Source organism: Plantactinospora sp. B5E13 (genome assembly GCF_039871775.1).
Taxonomy (GTDB): Bacteria; Actinomycetota; Actinomycetes; order Mycobacteriales; family Micromonosporaceae; genus Plantactinospora.
The window spans coordinates 295,107-312,308 of the sequence record NZ_JBDPLT010000003.1; the positions used below are offsets into that span (position 1 = coordinate 295,107).

General features: G+C 72.5%; 14 protein-coding genes and 1 riboswitch. Of the genes, 7 read left to right on the forward strand and 7 right to left on the reverse strand.

Going from position 1 to position 17,202, the window contains the following annotated elements; all coding sequences use genetic code 11:
• Nucleotides 1-154 precede the first annotated feature (154 nt).
• The 3 genes from ABGB05_RS05095 (at nt 155) to ABGB05_RS05105 (ending at nt 4,050) form a co-directional block, all read left to right on the forward strand.
• Entirely contained in the window at nt 155-2,632 is a 2,478-nt protein-coding gene (locus ABGB05_RS05095; RefSeq protein ID WP_347651954.1) for a S8 family serine peptidase, read from the forward strand.
• 65 nt (nt 2,633-2,697) lie between these two features.
• Nucleotides 2,698-3,657, forward strand: a complete 960-nt coding sequence (locus ABGB05_RS05100; protein WP_347651955.1) for a GNAT family N-acetyltransferase — start codon at nt 2,698-2,700, stop codon at nt 3,655-3,657.
• Nucleotides 3,658-3,756: 99 nt separating this feature from the next.
• Nucleotides 3,757-4,050: a hypothetical protein gene (locus tag ABGB05_RS05105; protein ID WP_347651956.1), complete on the forward strand. Its 294-nt coding sequence runs from the start codon at nt 3,757-3,759 to the stop codon at nt 4,048-4,050.
• 105 nt (nt 4,051-4,155) lie between these two features.
• On the opposite strand, the gene groL is transcribed toward ABGB05_RS05105, so the two are convergent.
• A complete protein-coding gene (gene groL / locus ABGB05_RS05110; protein ID WP_347651957.1) occupies nt 4,156-5,778 on the reverse strand; it encodes a chaperonin GroEL in 1,623 nt (540 codons plus the stop codon).
• A gap of 881 nt (nt 5,779-6,659) precedes the next feature.
• Nucleotides 6,660-6,863, reverse strand: coding sequence for a cold-shock protein (locus ABGB05_RS05115; RefSeq protein ID WP_095568160.1), 204 nt, complete (start codon nt 6,861-6,863; stop codon nt 6,660-6,662).
• Nucleotides 6,864-7,163: 300 nt separating this feature from the next.
• Between ABGB05_RS05115 and ABGB05_RS05120 the strand changes: the two genes are divergently transcribed.
• The gene (locus tag ABGB05_RS05120; RefSeq protein ID WP_347651958.1) at nt 7,164-7,766 is read left to right on the forward strand and encodes a GNAT family N-acetyltransferase; all 603 of its coding nucleotides are present in this window, start codon (nt 7,164-7,166) and stop codon (nt 7,764-7,766) included.
• Nucleotides 7,767-7,836: 70 nt separating this feature from the next.
• Here ABGB05_RS05120 and paaN read toward each other — a convergent pair whose 3' ends face one another.
• From paaN to ABGB05_RS05140, 4 genes are all read right to left on the reverse strand, one after another.
• Nucleotides 7,837-9,501, reverse strand: coding sequence for a phenylacetic acid degradation protein PaaN (paaN, locus tag ABGB05_RS05125; protein WP_347651959.1), 1,665 nt, complete (start codon nt 9,499-9,501; stop codon nt 7,837-7,839).
• A gap of 93 nt (nt 9,502-9,594) precedes the next feature.
• On the reverse strand, nt 9,595-10,611 hold the full coding sequence (locus tag ABGB05_RS05130) for a GNAT family N-acetyltransferase (RefSeq protein WP_347651960.1): 1,017 nt from the start codon (nt 10,609-10,611) through the stop codon (nt 9,595-9,597).
• Nucleotides 10,612-11,045: 434 nt separating this feature from the next.
• Nucleotides 11,046-12,341, reverse strand: coding sequence for a threonine synthase (gene thrC, locus ABGB05_RS05135; RefSeq protein ID WP_347651961.1), 1,296 nt, complete (start codon nt 12,339-12,341; stop codon nt 11,046-11,048).
• 12 nt (nt 12,342-12,353) lie between these two features.
• Nucleotides 12,354-12,488, reverse strand: a riboswitch (SAM riboswitch).
• A 77-nt stretch (nt 12,489-12,565) separates the two neighbouring features.
• On the reverse strand, nt 12,566-13,537 hold the full coding sequence (locus ABGB05_RS05140) for a S26 family signal peptidase (protein ID WP_347651962.1): 972 nt from the start codon (nt 13,535-13,537) through the stop codon (nt 12,566-12,568).
• A gap of 218 nt (nt 13,538-13,755) precedes the next feature.
• Here ABGB05_RS05140 and ABGB05_RS05145 point away from each other — a divergent pair, with 218 nt between their 5' ends.
• Nucleotides 13,756-14,475, forward strand: coding sequence for a response regulator transcription factor (locus ABGB05_RS05145; protein WP_347651963.1), 720 nt, complete (start codon nt 13,756-13,758; stop codon nt 14,473-14,475).
• Here the strand turns inward: ABGB05_RS05145 and ABGB05_RS05150 are convergent.
• Nucleotides 14,449-15,849: an ATP-binding protein gene (locus tag ABGB05_RS05150; RefSeq protein WP_347651964.1), complete on the reverse strand. Its 1,401-nt coding sequence runs from the start codon at nt 15,847-15,849 to the stop codon at nt 14,449-14,451. The genes ABGB05_RS05145 and ABGB05_RS05150 overlap by 27 nt on opposite strands.
• A 279-nt stretch (nt 15,850-16,128) precedes the next feature.
• Between ABGB05_RS05150 and ABGB05_RS05155 the strand changes: the two genes are divergently transcribed.
• Together ABGB05_RS05155 and ABGB05_RS05160 are read left to right on the forward strand one after the other, a co-directional pair.
• Nucleotides 16,129-16,872 (forward strand): dienelactone hydrolase family protein, encoded by a 744-nt coding sequence (locus ABGB05_RS05155; RefSeq protein ID WP_347651965.1) that lies wholly within the window; start codon nt 16,129-16,131, stop codon nt 16,870-16,872.
• A 10-nt stretch (nt 16,873-16,882) separates the two neighbouring features.
• Complete coding sequence (locus ABGB05_RS05160) at nt 16,883-17,161, forward strand: DUF6295 family protein (protein WP_347651966.1); 279 nt, start codon at nt 16,883-16,885, stop codon at nt 17,159-17,161.
• Nucleotides 17,162-17,202: the final 41 nt, after the last annotated feature.

The following is a 17,202-nucleotide window of genomic DNA, read 5'->3' on the forward strand; positions in this document are numbered from 1 at the left end:
GTCCCCGTCGCCCGGTGCTTCCCCGCCGCCCGGTGCTTCCCCGCCGCCCGGTGCTTCCCCGCCGCCCGGGCCCTCGTCCGTGCCGCCGCCGTACCCACCCCCGGCTGTCCCGCCGTACCCGTATCCGCCGCCTCCGTATCCGGTGGCCGTCGGGGTGGCCGGCAGCAGCCCCTGGCCGGTGGTCGCCGCCGTTCTCGTCGGGCTCTGGACGGTCGGCGTGACGGTGGTCGCCCAGACCGTCGGGTGGGCCGTCGACCAGACACTGCTCGTCGCCGGGTTGGACCGGCCGGTCTGGCTCTGGCCGGCGATCGGCCTGGCCAACGCCCTACTGGTGGGAGTGCCGACCGGACTGCTGGCCCTCCTGCCCCGTTCCCCGGCGGTACGCGCCACCGGCCGGGCCTGGTTGCTCGGCGCGATCACGCTCGGCGTGCTGCTGACCCTCCGGGCGATCCCGACGACCGCGCACGAGGTGTACCTCGCCGGATTCGCCGCGACGGCAGCCCTGGCCACGGTGCTGATCCGCCGGCTCGGCAGCGGAATCCACAGGTCGGCCCGCGAACCGGTCCACGGGTCCCCGGCCGGGCAGGGAGTACAGCCATCCCTGCTCGGGGCAGCCACGGCTCGGACCCGTACCGAGCTGGGTGCGGTCCTGTTCGGGACCGCCGCCGGACTGGCCCTGCTGCTGCCCTGGGCCTGGGTCGGCGCACTGGGCGGCACGCTGGAGACCGTGCTCGCCCTGCTCGCCGCCGCCACGGTCGGCTGGCTGGCCGCGACCGTCCTGCACACCGGCTTCTGGGCCGCCTTCGCGCCGGAACCCGGCGGCTCCCGCACCGGACTCGTCCTGCTCGGCGGGCTGGTGGCCGGGGTGGCGCTCGCCCTGCTCGCCGCCGGCACCGGCCAGTCCGGCACCCAACTCGCCGTACTCCTGGTGTTGCCACCAACCGGATTCGCGCTCGCCGCGCTGCACGCGGTCGGCCGGGCCCGGTCCGCCGGCGCGCCGTCATCGGCGGACGGCGCGGCTGTCCGGCCGGACACCGCCGGCGGCTGGCTTGTCGGCATCGCCGCGATCGGTCCACTGGCCTTCGTCGACCCGGAGGAGATCACCCTGCTGCTGGCGGTCACCCGCGACGTGCCGTACTGGGCCGCGATCGCCGCCCTCGGCTCGCTCGCCGTCGCGGTGCTGCTCGCCGTCGGGTACGGCGTCGGCTTCGGCCGGTCCACGGCGGCACTGCCCCGCCGGCCGGTGGCAGTGGCGGTGACCGGTGTCCTGCTGCTCGGCGCCGGCGCGGTGTACGTCGGGCTCGGCAGCCCGGGCTGGCACGGTGAACGGCTCTTCGTGGTGCTCCGCCAGCAGGCGGACCTGACCGGGGTGGCGGGTGCGTCGGGTCCGGCCGGCCGGGAGGCCCGGGGTCGGGAGGTCTACCGCCGACTGGTCGACACCGCCCGGTCCTCCCAGGCGGATCTGCGCCGGGAGTTGACCCGGTTCCGGCTGAACCACACGCCGTACTACCTGGTCAACGCGATCGAGACGGACGGGGGTCCGGCGGTGGCGGCCTGGCTGTCCCGCCGGGAGGACGTGGCCCGGGTGCTGGTCAGCCAGCGGCTGCGGCGATTGCCGGCCGGGGGCGGGCCGGCACGCGGCGACGACCCGGCCCCGACGTCACCGGGTTGGAACCTGACGACGATCGGCGCCGACCGGGTCCGGGCCGAGCTCGGCATCGACGGTACGGGCGTCGTGGTGGGCAGTTCGGACTCCGGGGTGGACGGAACCCATCCGGCCCTGGCCGCCGGTTTCCGGGGCGGTGACGACTCGTGGCACGACCCGTGGAACGGCACCCGCGCCCCGGTCGACCACGGCGGTCACGGTACGCACACCCTCGCCACCGCGGTCGGCGGTCAGCACGTCGGGGTGGCGCCGGGAGCCCGCTGGGTGGGCTGCGTCAACCTGGACCGCAACCTCGGCAATCCGGCCGACTACCTGGACTGCCTGCAGTTCATGCTGGCGCCGTACCCGCCCGGCGCCGACCCGTTCAGTGCCGGACGGCCGGAACGGGCGCCACAGGTGTTGACCAACTCGTGGGGCTGTCCGCCGATCGAGGGCTGTGCCCGGGAGACGCTGCGGCCGGCCGCCGCCGCGCTCGCCTCCGCCGGCATCTTCTTCGTCGCCGCCGCCGGCAACACCGGTCCCGGCTGCGGATCGCTCGACGATCCGCCCGCGCCGTACCCGGAGGTCTTCACCGTCGGGGCGACGGACCGGAACCGGCGGGTCACGTTCTTCTCCAGCCGGGGTCCGGCGCCGGGCGGGGCGGCGAAACCGGACCTGGTCGCGCCCGGCGACGAGGTGCTGTCCGCCCTGCCCGGCGGCGGCTACGGCGCGCAGAGCGGTACGTCGATGGCGGCCCCGCACGTGGCCGGGGTCGTCGCGCTGATGTGGTCGGCGAATCCCGCGCTGGTCGGCGACCTGGCGACCACCGGCCGGATCCTGCGCGACACCGCCGCACCGGTCGACCCGACGTTCCGCTCCCGCCAGCCGGCGGACGAGTGCGGCGGGCCGGCACGGATCTCCGGCGCCGGCATCGTGGACGCGTACGCCGCCGTCCGGGCGGCCCAGCAGCTCGACCAGGGGCGGTGAGCACTCCGACCGGCGACGCCGACGAACCTGTACGTCGGTCGACCGATGACCTATCGTCGGCGATCATGGAAGCCGAGTTCTCGATCGTCGCGCTCACCGACGCCCAGGTGCCGGCCGTGGTCCAGCTCTGCACGGACGCGCTGGACCTGCCCGAGGACGCCGCCGAGGCGGCCCAGATCGTGGCCCGGTTGCGGGACGACACCCCACCACCCGGGTCGGCGCAGCGGCGGCGTACCGCCGGGGTGGTCGCCCTGGCCGACGGTGCCGTGGTCGGCGCGGCGCTCGGTTCGCTGGCGTACCGCGACCCGGCCGTCGGGCACGTCGACCTGTTCGTCGTCCGGTCCGACCGGCGGCGGCGGGGCATCGGCCGGGCGCTGCTGCGGTCGGTGGAGGCGGCGCTCGCCGGACTCGGCGCCGCCCAGGTACGGATCGCCGGCAACGCGCCGCACTACGCGTGGCCGGGGATCGACGTCCGGTACACCCCGGCGGTCTGCACCGCGCTGGCGCTCGGCTACACCCCGGACGGTACGGCCTGGAACATGACCGCCGACCTCTCCGACGAGTCCTCGCCGGCGCTGCGCTCCACCGCCGCCGCCGAACAGCGGCTGGCCGCCCAGGGTGTCACGGTACGGCGTGCCGGACCGGCGGACGTGCCGGAACTGACCCGGTTCGCCCGGGACACCTTCGGCGGCAGTTGGGACGCCGAACTGGCGCACTCGGTCGGGCCGGACGACGCCGGCTGCCACCTCGCCGTCCGTACTCCGCAGGGGGGTGGGGAGCCGGAACTGCTCGGTTTCGCCGCGTACGGCTCGTCCCGGCCGAGCTGGTTCGGGCCGATGGGGACCGCGCCGGCCGCCGAGGGGCTGGGGATCGGCAGTGTGCTGCTGCGGCGCTGTCTGCGCGACCAGTACGCGGCGGGCCACCGTCGGGCCCAGATCGGCTGGGTCGGGCCGGTCCCGTTCTACTCCCGGGCTGCCGGGGCGACCGTCGAGCGGGTGTTCTTCCTCTACCGCAAGCAGCTCTGATCAGCCGAGCACGGTTGATAACGGATGTGTACCTACAAACCGCCATTTACCCATTCGCACCGCCGGTCACCTCCTACCGTTTGCGGGGAGGAGGCACTCATGGCGAATGACGACGACCCGGTGGACAAGTTGCGTCCGGTGGCGCATCCGCCGACGGACCTGCCCGCCGCCGAGACCCCGGTGCCCCGGCTCGGCCAGGACGACGTCGTCGGACGGCACGACGCTGTCGACGGTGCCGGCGCGGCGGTACCCGGGGACGATCCAGGGGACCTCGGTGGGGCCCAGGCCCGTGGGGCGGTCGACGACCGGGAGTCGGTCGAGGTCCCGGTCGAGGTCGGCAGACCGTTCAGCCGGGCGGCGAAGCGGCGGAACCAGCGACGGCTGCCGAGCTGACGACAGCCGACCCGCCGGGTATGCCGCGGGGCACAGGCGAACGCCGGGTACGACGAAGGGGCGGACCGCTCGCGCGGCCCGCCCCTCACGACGTGGAGTCTGGACTCAGAAGTCCATGTCCCCGCCGCCCGGCGCACCGGCCGGGGCCGGGTTCTTCTCCGGCTTGTCCGCCACCACAGCCTCGGTGGTCAGGAACAGGGCCGCGATCGACGACGCGTTCTGCAGCGCCGACCGGGTCACCTTGGCGGGGTCGATGATGCCCGCCTCGAGCAGGTTGACGTACTCGCCGTTGGCGGCGTTGAGGCCGTGGCCGGCCTCCAGGTTGCGCACCTTCTCGACCACGACGCCGCCCTCGAGGCCGGCGTTGACGGCGATCTGCCGCAGCGGAGCGTCCAGCGCGAGCTTGACGATCTGCGCGCCGGTCGCCTCGTCACCGGCGAGGTCCAGCTTGTCGAACGCGGTCTTGCCGGCCTGCACCAGCGCCACGCCACCACCGGGGACGATGCCCTCCTCGACGGCCGCCTTCGCGTTACGCACGGCGTCCTCGATGCGGTGCTTGCGCTCCTTCAGCTCGACCTCGGTGGCCGCGCCGACCTTGATCACCGCAACACCGCCGGCCAGCTTGGCCAGGCGCTCCTGCAGCTTCTCACGGTCGTAGTCGGAGTCGCTCTTCTCGATCTCGGCCCGGATCTGGTTGACCCGGCCCTGGATCTGGTCGGCGTCGCCGGCACCGTCGACGATGGTGGTCTCGTCCTTGGTCACCACGACCTTGCGGGCGCGGCCCAGCATGTCGAGGCCGACGGCGTCGAGCTTGAGGCCGACCTCCTCGCTGATCGGCTGGCCGCCGGTCAGGATGGCGATGTCGCCCAGCATGGCCTTGCGGCGGTCACCGAAGCCCGGCGCCTTCACGGCGACGGACTTGAAGGTGCCCCGGACCTTGTTCACGACCAGGGTCGCGAGGGCCTCGCCCTCGACGTCCTCGGCGATGATGGCCAGCGGCTTACCCGACTGCATGACCTTCTCGAGGATCGGCAGCAGGTCCTTGACCGTCGAGATCTTGTTGTTGACGATCAGGATGTACGGGTCGTCGAGAACGGCCTCCATCCGGTCGGGGTCGGTCATGAAGTACCCCGAGATGTAGCCCTTGTCGAAGCGCATACCCTCGGTCAGCTCCAGCTCGAGCCCGAAGGTGTTGCTCTCCTCGACGGTGATGACGCCTTCCTTGCCGACCTTGTCCATCGCCTCGGCGATGATCTCGCCGACGCTGGTGTCACCAGCGGAGATGGAGGCGGTGGAGGCGATCTGCTCCTTGGTCTCGATGTCCTTGGCGAGCTTGCTCAGCTCCTCCGAGACGTTCGCGACCGCGGCCTCGATGCCCCGCTTGAGGGCCATCGGGTTCGCGCCGGCCGCGACGTTGCGCAGGCCCTCGCGGACCAGCGCCTGGGCGAGGACGGTCGCCGTCGTCGTGCCGTCACCGGCCACGTCGTCGGTCTTCTTGGCGACCTCCTTGACCAGCTCGGCGCCGATCTTCTCGTACGGGTCCTCGAGCTCGATCTCCTTGGCGATGCTCACACCATCGTTGGTGATGGTGGGGGCGCCCCACTTCTTCTCGAGCACGACGTTGCGGCCCTTGGGGCCCAGCGTCACCTTCACGGCGTCGGCGAGGGTGTTCATGCCCCGCTCGAGGCCGCGGCGCGCCTCTTCGTCGAACGCGATCATCTTGGCCATACGGCGTTGTCCTCCTGGACACTCACGGCCGCCGGAGTCTCGTCGGCTCCGACCTGCCGCCTGGTTACGCACCTTCGGACGTCACTACGGCACTGGCGGACGGGGCCGTCCCCGGCGCTGAAGCGCCTGGTCAACTCCGTCGCACTGTGCGACAGTGACGTCCGTTGGCCGGGCCGGACAGCCCGCGACGACCGGCCATGTGCCGCGTGCCCGTACGACGAACCCGCGACCGTGGCCCTACCGCCCCGACCTCTGGCACTCGCGACGCGCGAGTGCCAATCACTTGTTTAGCACTCTCCCATGCCGAGTGCAAGCGAGTGGACCGGACCGGAGGACCGCCGCGACGGCCCGCCGCAGGCCGGCAGGCGGGCGGAACGAGGCAGGGGGACCCACCCCCGGCGAGGACGTCGGGGCGACGGGGCGACGGGAGCCGACCGGCGACCGGGGTGGCGGGGTCGACGTGCCCGGTCGAGCCGGGACCGAAAGATCAACAACGGACACCGGCCGGTCCGTCCTGCCGCCCGTCGGGCATCCCGCGATCGGCGACCGAGGGCGCCGCGATCGGACGTCCCGGTCCCGCGGAGATCGCGGACAACCGGCTCGGGACACGACCCGCCGGGCCACCCGGAAATACCGCGAATGAACACGATGTCGCGCCGGAATCCGCCGACACGGGTCGGATCACCAGCGCAGCCGGCCCCACCGGATCACAGATCTGGTCGAGTCACCGGGCGCGGCGTCCGGCAGCCGTGCCGCTGGCGCGTCAGATCAAGCCCTGACCCGGGTTTCCCGCAGGTCAGGGCTTGCCAGGAGAGAGCGTGAGTCAACGGGCCGGGGCTCCGGGGTTGCCCGGTGAACGGAAACGACCGCGGCCCGCCGGCTCAGGCGATGACCCGGACCTGCTCCGCCTGCGGGCCCTTCTGGCCCTGGGCGATCTCGAACTCGACGCGCTGACCGTCGTCGAGTGCCTTGTAACCGTCCATCTGGATCGCGGAGAAGTGGACAAAAACGTCCTGCCCGCCGTCAACCGCGATGAAGCCGTAGCCCTTTTCGCTGTTGAACCACTTCACGGTGCCCTGCGCCACGGTGCACTTCCTTACTTCGCGCCGGGGCTGACCAAGCCCGACGTCGACGTACGCCTGCCGGGACCGCCGAATCTGTCACTCCCCTTGACGGATCGAACAAATCAAGCGGCCGAATCCGCACCGTACACCAAGGTCGGGCGGCAGCGCACTAGTCCAAAACGGTCAGCGAGCCGGGTACCGGACGCCCGACACCACCCGCCCGGCTATCGGCGACCGTCGCTGCGCAGGTCACCGCCCACCTGACCGCCCCGGCACCCCGGCGGTGACCCGTCGAAATGCTCCCGACTACGACGTGCGACCATGACCGACGTGTCGGCTCCCGCTCCGGAAACCGCCGCCGGCCCACCGCCCGACGGCCCCGCCGAACCACCGCTGCCGACCAGCGCGCTCCCGCACCCGCCGGGGCCGCCGACGGTACGTCGGATCCGGCTCACCGACGCCGCCCGGATGCGGGCACTCCGACTGGAGATGCTCGCCGACTCGCCGCTGGCCTTCCTGGAGACCCTCGCCGACGCGGCGGCCCGGTCACACGCCGAGTACGCGGCCCGGATCGCGACCATGGCGACCGGGCACCGCAGTGCCGCCTTCGTCGCCGAGGTCGACGGCCGGCTGGTCGGGCACGCCGGCGGCCAGGCCGCACCCGGCCAACCCGGGCGTACGGTCGTCTTCGCCGTCTACCTCACCCCGGCCTGGCGGGGCACCGGTCTGCTCGCCGCCCTGGTCGACGCGGTGGCGGACTGGTCCCGGGCGGTCGGACGGCCCGAACTGTTGCTGGAGGTCGTGGTCGGCAACAACCGGGCGGTACGGGCGTACCAGCGGCTCGGTTTTGTCGACACCGGCGTACGCGTGCCGCACCCGACCGTGCCGGCCCTGCGCGAACTCCAGATGTCCCGGGCCGCCTGACCCGCACGCCACCACCGGCGCCGGCCAGGAGGGGCCCCTTCCCGAGGCGGGAAGGGGCCTTCCTCGCCGCTCAGCGGCGGGACTGGACGATCCGGAAGCGGCTGGCGACGTAGGCGCCGTCGGTGAGGGCGGCGTTCGCCGCCGGGTTGGCGCCGCTGCCGTGGAAGTCGGAGAAGGCCGCCGACTGGTTGACGAAGACGCCGCCGGTGAGGTTGCAGGACAGGTGCACACCGGACTCGATGGCGGCGGTCTCGGCGGCGTCGAGTACCGCCTCGTCGGTGGCGTAGACGGCGGCGGTCAGCGCGCCCCGCTCACCGACAGTCTGCCGGAACAGGGCCAGGCTGTGGTCGGTCGAGTCGGTGGCGATCACGAACGAGATCGGGCCGAACCACTCCCGCCCGTACGTCGACACGGCGTCCGCGCCGAGCTTCACGATCAGCGGGGTACGGACCACCGCGCCCGGGTACGTCGGGTGGTCGACCGTCCGGGAGGCGAGCACCACCTCGCCGACCCCGGCAACCTCGTCGAGCCGGGCCAGTACGCCGTCGTTGACCACCGCGCCGGTCAGCTCGACCGCCCGGGCCGGGTCTCCGGTGAGCTTGCCGACCACCCCGGCGATCCCGGCGGCGACCTCGTCGAAGCTCTTGTGCCCCTGGTCGGTGTTGATGCCGGCGGCCGGCACCAGGATGTTCTGCGGGGTGGTGCACATCTGTCCGCTGTAGAGCACCAGCGAGAAGCCGATGTTGCGGCACATGCCGGCGAAGTCGTCGGTGGAGTCGACCACGATCGTGTTGACCCCGGCCTTCTCGGTGTAGACGACGGCCTGCCGGGCGTTCGCCTCCAGCCAGTCGCCGTACTCGGTGGAGCCGGTGTAGTCGATGATCCGCACCTCGGGGCGGAGCGCGAGGGTGGAGGCGAGCCGCTCGTTGGGCGCCTCGGCGGCGAGCAACACCAGGTTCGGGTCGAAGCCCGCCTCGGCCAGCACCTCGCGGGCGTACCGGACGGTGATGGCGAGCGGCAGCACGGCCCGGGGATGCGGCTTGACCACCACCGGGTTGCCGGTGACCAGCGAGGCGAACAGACCCGGGTAGGTGTTCCAGGTCGGGAACGTGTTGCAGCCGATGGCGAGCGCCACCCCGCGCGGCGCCACGTGGAACGTCTTGGCCATCCGCAGCGGCTCGCCCTTGGCCGGCTTTTCCCAGGTCGCGGCCGCCGGGTGCCGGGTCATCTCCCGGTACGCGTACGCGAGCGACTCCAGCGCCCGGTCCAGGGCGTGTGCCCCGCCGGCCTGGAAGGCCATCACGAAGGCCTGGCCGCTGGTCGCGTGGACCGCGTTCGCGAGTTCGAAGATGTGCGCGTGCAGCCGGGCGAGGATCTCCAGGCAGACCCCGACCCGGGTCTGCGGGCCGGCGTTCCGCCAGCCGGGCAGCGCGGTCGCGGCGGCGGCGAGCAGGGTCTCGGCGTCGGCGTGCGGGTACTGCACGCCGAGTTCGATGCCGAACGGGCTCGTCTCGGTGGTCACCCAGTCGACGGTGCCGGGCTGGTCGAGCGGGAACTTCCCGGCCAGGTACGCGCGGAACGCGGCCTCGCCGTCGGCGGCGGCGGTCTCGCCGTACACCCGGGGGCTGGGCGACTCGGGATAGGCCGACCAGTAGCCGCGTTCGGTGATGGCGGTCAGCGCACGCTCCAGGGTGTCGGCGTGCCGGGTGAAGAGCGGGTGCGGGGTCTCCGTCATCCCGTCATCATGCCGCAGCCGCCCGCCCCGGCCCAGCCTGCGACCCGCGCCGACCTGCCCGGAGGATCGGGCAGGTCACCGGGGCGACGGCACCTACAGGGTCACCTGCCAGCTGGTCAGGCCGCCGACCGCGCGGAAGCCCAGGGCCTCGTTGATGGAGATCATGTAGCTGTTCGTCGCGGCGTTGTGGGTGTCGATGATCCGCAGTGCCGGCTGCTGCGCCATGACGTACCGGAGATTTTCGATCTTGACGAGGGTGCCCAGCCGGTGACCCCGGTGGCGCGGCTCGACCAGCGTGATCGACTGGAAGGCGTGTGTGTCGGAGCTGGCGCTCATGTTGATCGCCGTCCAGGCGACCAGCCGGCCGGTGGCGTCGTGCCGGGTGCCGCAGTTGTACCAGTGGGAGCCCCGGGCGATCAGGGCGTCCTCCGCCTGTTGGATCCGGGTGGCGTCCGGCACCGGCGGTTCCCAGGTCACGTCGCCGAGCGGGGCGTCCTCGATCAGCCGACTGTCCAGGTAGGCGACGTCGGCGAGATACTCGTCCGGGGTCCGACCGGTCCAGAAGACCGTCGTGTAGCCGTCCGCGCGGGCCCGGCTCGCGGCCAACAGCCGGTCGAGTTCCGGCTCGTCGAGCCGGGTCAGGTCGAGTCGACGACGGATGTCGGTGAGCGCGGCGTGCGCCCCCAGCCCGGCGGCGAAGGCGTCACCGGCGCTTGTCGCGGCGCCGTCCGGGTTCATTGTGAACACCTCGCCGAGCAGACGCTTGCGACCGAGGGCGCGGACGAGGCGGACGGCGTGGTCGTAGAGCGCGCGGCCGACCCCGCGCCGCCGGTACGCCGGCAGCACCGAGAGGGTCACCTGGGCGTTCTCCCGGTTCTCCAACTGCGGCAGCCGGATCTCCAGGTAGCCGACGGCCACGCCGTCGAGGTACGCCAGCATGTGCCGCTGCTCGTCGCCCGGCATCGGATGCCGCAGTCCGCCGACGAAACGCTGACGACAGTACGGCGGCGCGTCGGGCTGCTGGTCCGCCCAGACCTCGGTCTGGATCCGGTACGCCTGCTCGACGGCGGTGTCGTCGTGCGGGTCGAAGGCGCTGACCACGATGTCCATGAACCGAGGGTGCCGAAGCGGCGCCGAGATCGCGACCGATTATCGCCGTTACCCGGCGACCGGAGCGTCGTTGAACAGAAAACACCGGTTGGCGGCGATCGATCGCCGGCGTCAACCGGTAGACAAAGATTTGGTCGGGAGGGACGCCCGCACAACGCCTCCGGCGCTGGGTCGTAAGAGCTTAGAAAGTCTACGGCGAAGCGCCCTCCCGCACGGAGCATCTTGCGTCCTGCAGATGCAGCCGTCAAGTCCCTGGCGGAGTGTTTTCGTCACCTGCGGCAAAACGGCAGCTACACACCGCATCCGTCAGGGGTTGTCGGAGACGTTCCGGGGCGACCGAACGGATCTCACCTGCAAGTTGCACGTGCATCTGCTCGGTCGCCACACGGACACGTGGCGCAAGATTTTTGGGAATCAGCCGAGTTTTCTGGAAATCAGCCCAGCAGACCCGCGTCGCGCACCGCGCGCAGCGACGGCTTGACCCGGTACGTCGGCCCGACCTGACCGGCGACCGCGTCCAGGGTCTTGAGGCCCTCGCCGGTGTTGTAGACGACGGTCTCCGCGTCGGGGTCGAGTCGACCGTTCTCCACAAGCTTCTTCAACACCGCGACAGTGACCCCACCGGCGGTCTCCGCGAAGACGCCGGTGGTCCGGGCCAGCAGCCGGATCCCGGCCCGGATCTCGTCGTCGTCGACGTACTCCATCCAGCCCCCGGTACGGCGTACCGCCTCCAGGGCGTAGAGGCCGGCGGCCGGGTCGCCGATGTTGAGCGACTTCGCGATACCGGTCGGCCGGACCGGGGTGATCTCGTCGGTGCCGGCGTGCAGGGCGGTGGCGATCGGGTTGCAGCCGGCCGACTGGGCACCGAAGACCTTCCACCCCTTCGCCGGCGCCTCGACCAGTCCGATCTCGACCAGCTCGCTGAACGCCTTGTCGACCTTGGTGAGCAGCTCACCGCTGGCCATCGGGATCACCACCTGCTCGGGGATCCGCCAGCCGAGCTGCTCGGCCACCTCGTACCCGAGGGTCTTCGAACCCTCCGCGTAGTAGGGCCGGACGTTGACGTTGACGAACGCGGTGTCCTCGAACTCGTCGGTCTCGACCAGTTCGCCGCAGAGCCGGTTGACGTCGTCGTACGAGCCGTCGATCGCGACCAGGTCACCGCCGTAGACCGCGGTGGTGACCACCTTGCCCTGTTCCAGGTCGCTCGGGATGAAGACGATCGACGGTACGCCGGCCCGGGCGGCGTGCGCGGCCACCGAGTTCGCCAGGTTGCCGGTCGACGCGCAGGCGAACCGGGTGAAGCCGAGTCCCCGGGCGGCGGTCAACGCCACCGACACCACCCGGTCCTTGAACGAGTGGGTGGGGTTCGCGCTGTCGTCCTTGACCCACAGCGGGGCCCGGATGCCCAGCTCGGCGGCGAGACCGAGGGCCGGCACCAGCGGGGTCATGCCCGGGTCGAGGGTGACCCGGGTGCTCGGGTCCTGACCGGTCGGCAGCAGGGCGGCGTACCGCCAGAGGTTGTCCGGGCCGGCCTCGATCTGCGCACGGGTGACCCGGGCCAGCAGGGCCTGGTCGTAGCCGACCTCCAGCGGGCCGAAACACTCGTAACAGGCGTGCTGCGCGACGAGCGGGTACTCGGTGCCGCAGCCGCGACAGACCAGGACACGGGCGGGGTTCGGGGCCACCGGGGAGGTCTGGGCGTGGGTCGCGTCGATGATCGACGTCATGTCGAGGCCGTCCTCTCATCTTTCCCTGCGCCGCACCACGCGGCGGGGACGGAATTGGCACCTGCCTCGCGGGGCCTCGTCATCGAGACAGCGAAGTGGTTGCCGGGGCGTCAACGGGCCGTATCCCTCAGCCCCTCTGGATGAGGTATGAAGTTGTCGGCTCAGTCTACGGGTCCACCCCGCCCCGTGTCCCGGGTCGGCTGGCCCTGTGAGCTAGATCCCGGTCAGCGGGCCCTCGCCGGTAGGGCGACCGGCGTGATCGCCGGAACGGCCGCCAGTGCGTACGGCACACCGACGCCGAAGGCGGCGAGGACGGCACGGACCGCCACCGGGGCCGGGATGTCGCACAGCGGCGGGCCGACCCGCAGGTGGTGCCGTACCGCGTCGGCCGGCAGGAGCGGCTCGCCCTGCTGCCACCGGTCCGCCACCGGACCGCCGGCAGCGGGGTCGACGGCAGCGGTGGCTGGCGGTTCCCGGTCGGGTCGGGGGTGCGGCGCCGACAGCGGCGCGTACCGGCAGCCGAGCACGATGTCCAGGCCTGCCGTCGCACGCGGTCCCGGATCCGTCAGCCCGGTCCGCAGTCCGGCCACCCCCCGTACCGCGGTGGCGGAGATGCCGACGGTCGTGCCCGGCAGGGCGTGGACGGCCCGGGCCAACCGCTCGGGGTCGAGGGTGCGGTCCGCCAGGTGGCGCACCCGGAGCACCCCGTCGAGCACCCCGGTCTCCGGCGCCGGGTGGTCCCGTTCCTCGATCGTCCGGGCCGCCGCACCGGCCAACCAGAGCGTGACGCTCCGCAGCGGTGGCACCGGCCGGCGGCCACCGCAGCCGCCCCGTGGGCCGAGCCTCCCGGACAGCCCGTCGGGCAGCCCGGACGGCGGCTCGTCCGGAACCCCGGACACCCGACCGACCAGGGCGTGGCGGGGCACCGGCGGGTCGTACAGCGGAAGGTTGTCGCCGGCGGTGAGCAGCCGGTCGCCGAGCTGCGCGACCAGCCGGCGTACGACGATGTTCCGCTCGTGTTCGTACGCGACCACGTCGCCGGGGCGCAGTTCGCCCCAGTGAACCGGTTCGACAAGGACCACGCCGGACCGCAGTGCCGGCAGCATGCTGGCCCCGGTGACCGGCACCCGGGCCGGGCGACCCGCGGCCACCGCCGCGCGGACGAGTTCCACGAATCCGACCGTCGTCCCGTTCACCAGGTGCCTCCCCACTCCGCCCGCCGGTCGGACCACCGGCCGGCCGGTTCCGCGTGATGTTCCCCCGGACTCCGGGGCGATGGTCACGCACCGTGGTCAACTGGTACCAGAGTGCAGAAGTGTTGTCTTGACGAGACATCCTCACCGGTCTAGGATCCGGTTCCCGCCATCCATCGATCCCGACGTCGCGATCGCCGCCGAGGGTGAGGTGCCAGCGAGTGTCGTTGATATCCGTCTCGGTCGTCGACGACGACCGGATGCTGCTGGACGGTGTCGCCGCCTGGCTCGGATCCGCCCCCGACCTGCGGCTCAAGTGCGCGGCCCCGACCGTCGACCGACTGCTCGCCGCCGAACGGGAACCCGCCGACGTGGTGGTCCTGGACCTGCTCCTGGCCGACGGTTCCGCACCGGTCGACAACGTCCACCGGCTCGTCGCGACCGGTCGGGCGGTGCTGGTCGTAAGCGTCGTACCGCACGCCGTGCACGGGGTCGACGTGATGCGGGCCGGGGCGTCCGGATATCTGACCAAGGACCACGACCTGCCGACGCTCGCCGAGGCGATCCGTACCGTCGCCCGGGGCGAGGTCGCGCACTCCCCCGAACTCGCCTTCGCCTGGTCGTCCGACACCCGCCCGGACCGGCCCCGGCTCGCCCCGCAGGAACGGGCGGTGCTCGTCGCGTACGCGTCGGGGATGACCCTGAACGCGGCGGCCCGCAAGGTCGGCATCCAGCCCGCCACCGCGCGAGGCTACCTGGACCGGGTCAAGGCGAAGTACCACGAGGTGGGCCGGCCGACGTACACCAAACTCGACCTCGCCGACCGGGTACGCGAGGACGGGCTGCGCTGGTCGGAGCGGAGTGGGCCCGGGTCAGGGGCGGACGGGTCAGGGGCGGACGGGTCGGGGGCCGGATCACCCACTCTGGGCGGTCAGGCTTGATCCCGTCGTGGGCGATCCGGCCCCCGACCTGGGCTCCACACCCGACCTGGGCTCCACGCCCGGCCCCGGGCTGACCACCGGCTCGTCGAACGCCGGATCGGGATCGAGTCCCTGTGGACCGTGCTCGGACCAGAGCAGCTCGACGCAGGTGCCCTGCCCCGGCTCGGAGAAGAGCCGCAGCTCGCCGCCGATCTCCCGGATCCGCCCCTCGATCGACCGGCGCAACCCGAACCCCGGGCCGGCCCGCTCCGAGTCGAAGCCAACCCCACGGTCCACCACCCGTACCGCGAGCACCTCGTCGTGCCAGTCGACGGTGAGCCACGCCTCGCGGGTGCCGGAGTGCCGGGCGACGTTGTTCAACGCCTCCCGGGTCGCGTCCCGGATCGCCTCCACCACGTGCCGGGGCACCTGGGCGGGGACCGGCACCGACCGCAGGTGCACCCGCAGGTCCAGGGCGCCCGCGTCGGCGACCACCTCGGCCAGGGTCGCACCGAGCGTGGTCACCGATTCCGCCTGGTCCTCGGTCAGCAACTGCCGGATGTAGTCGGCCTCCCGGGCGCACCGCCGCCGGACCTCGACGGCCCGGTGGTCCAGCCCGCCCCGGGCGATCGCGGTCAGGGTGGCCAGCGCCGTGTCGTGCAGCCGCCGGTAGTGGTGCAGACGCTCGGCGTACCGGGCCGCGTTCGCCGCCGTCGCGGTCTCCGCCGCCAGTCTGTGTTGGGTCGCCTCGTCGACCGCGCTCGCCTGGGCACCGAGGAACCGGCGCATGAAGTGCAGCATCAGCGCGAAGAAGATGCTCGAGTTCACGTGGTTGACAAAGCCGGACTCCCACGGCGGCAGCCCGCCGATCTGCACGGCGGCGGCCGCCACCGCGGTCACCAGGAGCACCGCCAGCCCGACGAACACCTCCCGCAGCGCCAGTACGGCGCCGACCAGTGCCGCCGTACCGAGGGCGAACTTGCCGGCCCAGTTCGCCGCGGTCAACTCGTAGCCGCCCCGGATGTTGGCGTTGACCACGACCAGGAGCAGGACGGCCACCGCCACGTCCACCAGCACGTCGGCCCGGCTGAACCAGCCCCGGCGCCACACCCGGACGCCGAGTGCCACGTTCCAGGAGAGCATCAGGACCAGCAGGGTCACGTTGAGCGCCGGACTGTGGTAGCGCTCCGCCGACGTGGTCATCCCGACGAACGCCGGCACCACGTAGCTCGCCCGCTGCGCGAAGAGCAGCACCGCGAGGAACCGCAGCGCCCGTTCCCGCCCCGGCATCAGGACCATCAGCCGGGCGTCGACCCAACCGAGCCGGGCCTCGGACAGGAACCGGTTGATCCGCCGTGACGTGTGGCGTCCGGTGGTCGCCGACCCGCTGCTCAACGCTGCCCCCTCGGCTGCTGGTCCATTCCCGGCGCGGCGGCGGCGCGGCGGACGGCTACGGCCGCGCCTTCGCCAGCGCAGACTACGGGCGGGGGGCGGCGGACGGAACGGACTGCGCACAGTCCGACAAAGAACGGCGGCACCTGGGCACGTGGGCGACTGTGCCGGAAACCGTCTGGCCAGGGGTTCCGCCGGGCGGAACCCAGATCGTTGCCCTAGGCTAACGATCACGCCGGGGGACGCATCGGACCATCCCGGTGGGACAGACGGGAGCACGACGTGCAGGACACGATGCAGGCCGGAACGGTCCGGATCACCGGGGCGGACGGCGACGAGATCGAGGCGTACCTGGCCCAGCCGCTCGGGTCGGAACCGCGCGGCGGGGTGGTGGTCATCCACCACATGCCCGGCTACGACGAGCCGACCAAGGAGATCACCCGCAGGCTGGCCAGCTACGGGTTCGCGGCGATCTGCCCGAACCTGTACAGCCGGGAGGCGCCCGGGGCGAGCCCGGACGACGCGGCGGCGGTGGCGCGGGCGCAGGGCGGCGTACCGGACGACCGGCTGGTCGGTGACGTGGGCGGCGCCGCCGACCACCTGCGGGGACTGCCCGGAGCGAACGGCAGGGTCGGGGTGATCGGCTACTGCTCGGGCGGACGTCAGGCGTTCCTCGCCGCCTGCCGGCTGCCGCTGGACGCCGCCGTCGACTGCTACGGCGCGTTTGTGGTCGGCGATCCGCCAAAGGACTTTCCGCTCCGGGTACGCCCGCTGCTGGACCAGGCGCCGTCGCTGAGCTGCCCGCTGCTCGGCATGTTCGGCGCGGAGGACCAGTACCCGTCGCCGGAGCAGGTGGCGGAACTGGACCGGGAACTGACCCGGCTCGGCAAGCCGCACGAGTTCCACAGCTACGACGGCGCCGGTCACGCCTTCTTCGCGGTGGACCGGCCCAGCTACCGGCCGCAGGCGGCGGTCGACGGCTGGCAGAAGGTCCGCGCGTTCTTCGACCGTCACCTGAACGTCTGAGGAGGCCGGCATGTGCACGTACGTCACGGTGACCCGTACCGTCGAGGGCAGCGGTAAGGGGGCGAACGGCTGGTTCCCGGTCACCGACACCAGCGTCTACGTCGACCATCCGACGCACGCCCCGTACGGCCACACCCTGAACATCGACTTCCTGAACCCGGCGGCCGGGCCCGGCTCCCGGGTCGCCGTCGAACTGACCGAGGAGTCGGCGCTGGCCCTGGTCGAGGCGATCCAGGCGGCGCTGGCCGCCGCGCCGGCCGGGCTGGCGAGCCGCGACCAGCAGGTCTGAGTCCGTTCACCGCGGGTGGGGGGTGGGGGGCGGGGGGGGGG

What these genes read in the sequence shown, in the direction of transcription:
- ABGB05_RS05100 (WP_347651955.1), top strand. Translation starts at nt 2,698, where the DNA reads ATGGAAGCCGAGTTCTCGATCGTCGCGCTCACCGACGCCCAGGTGCCG.
- ABGB05_RS05105 (WP_347651956.1), top strand. Translation starts at nt 3,757, where the DNA reads ATGGCGAATGACGACGACCCGGTGGACAAGTTGCGTCCGGTGGCGCAT.
- groL (WP_347651957.1), bottom strand. Translation starts at nt 5,778, where the DNA reads ATGGCCAAGATGATCGCGTTCGACGAAGAGGCGCGCCGCGGCCTCGAG.
- ABGB05_RS05120 (WP_347651958.1), top strand. Translation starts at nt 7,164, where the DNA reads ATGACCGACGTGTCGGCTCCCGCTCCGGAAACCGCCGCCGGCCCACCG.
- paaN (WP_347651959.1), bottom strand. Translation starts at nt 9,501, where the DNA reads ATGACGGAGACCCCGCACCCGCTCTTCACCCGGCACGCCGACACCCTG.
- ABGB05_RS05130 (WP_347651960.1), bottom strand. Translation starts at nt 10,611, where the DNA reads ATGGACATCGTGGTCAGCGCCTTCGACCCGCACGACGACACCGCCGTC.
- thrC (WP_347651961.1), bottom strand. Translation starts at nt 12,341, where the DNA reads ATGACGTCGATCATCGACGCGACCCACGCCCAGACCTCCCCGGTGGCC.
- ABGB05_RS05160 (WP_347651966.1), top strand. Translation starts at nt 16,883, where the DNA reads ATGTGCACGTACGTCACGGTGACCCGTACCGTCGAGGGCAGCGGTAAG.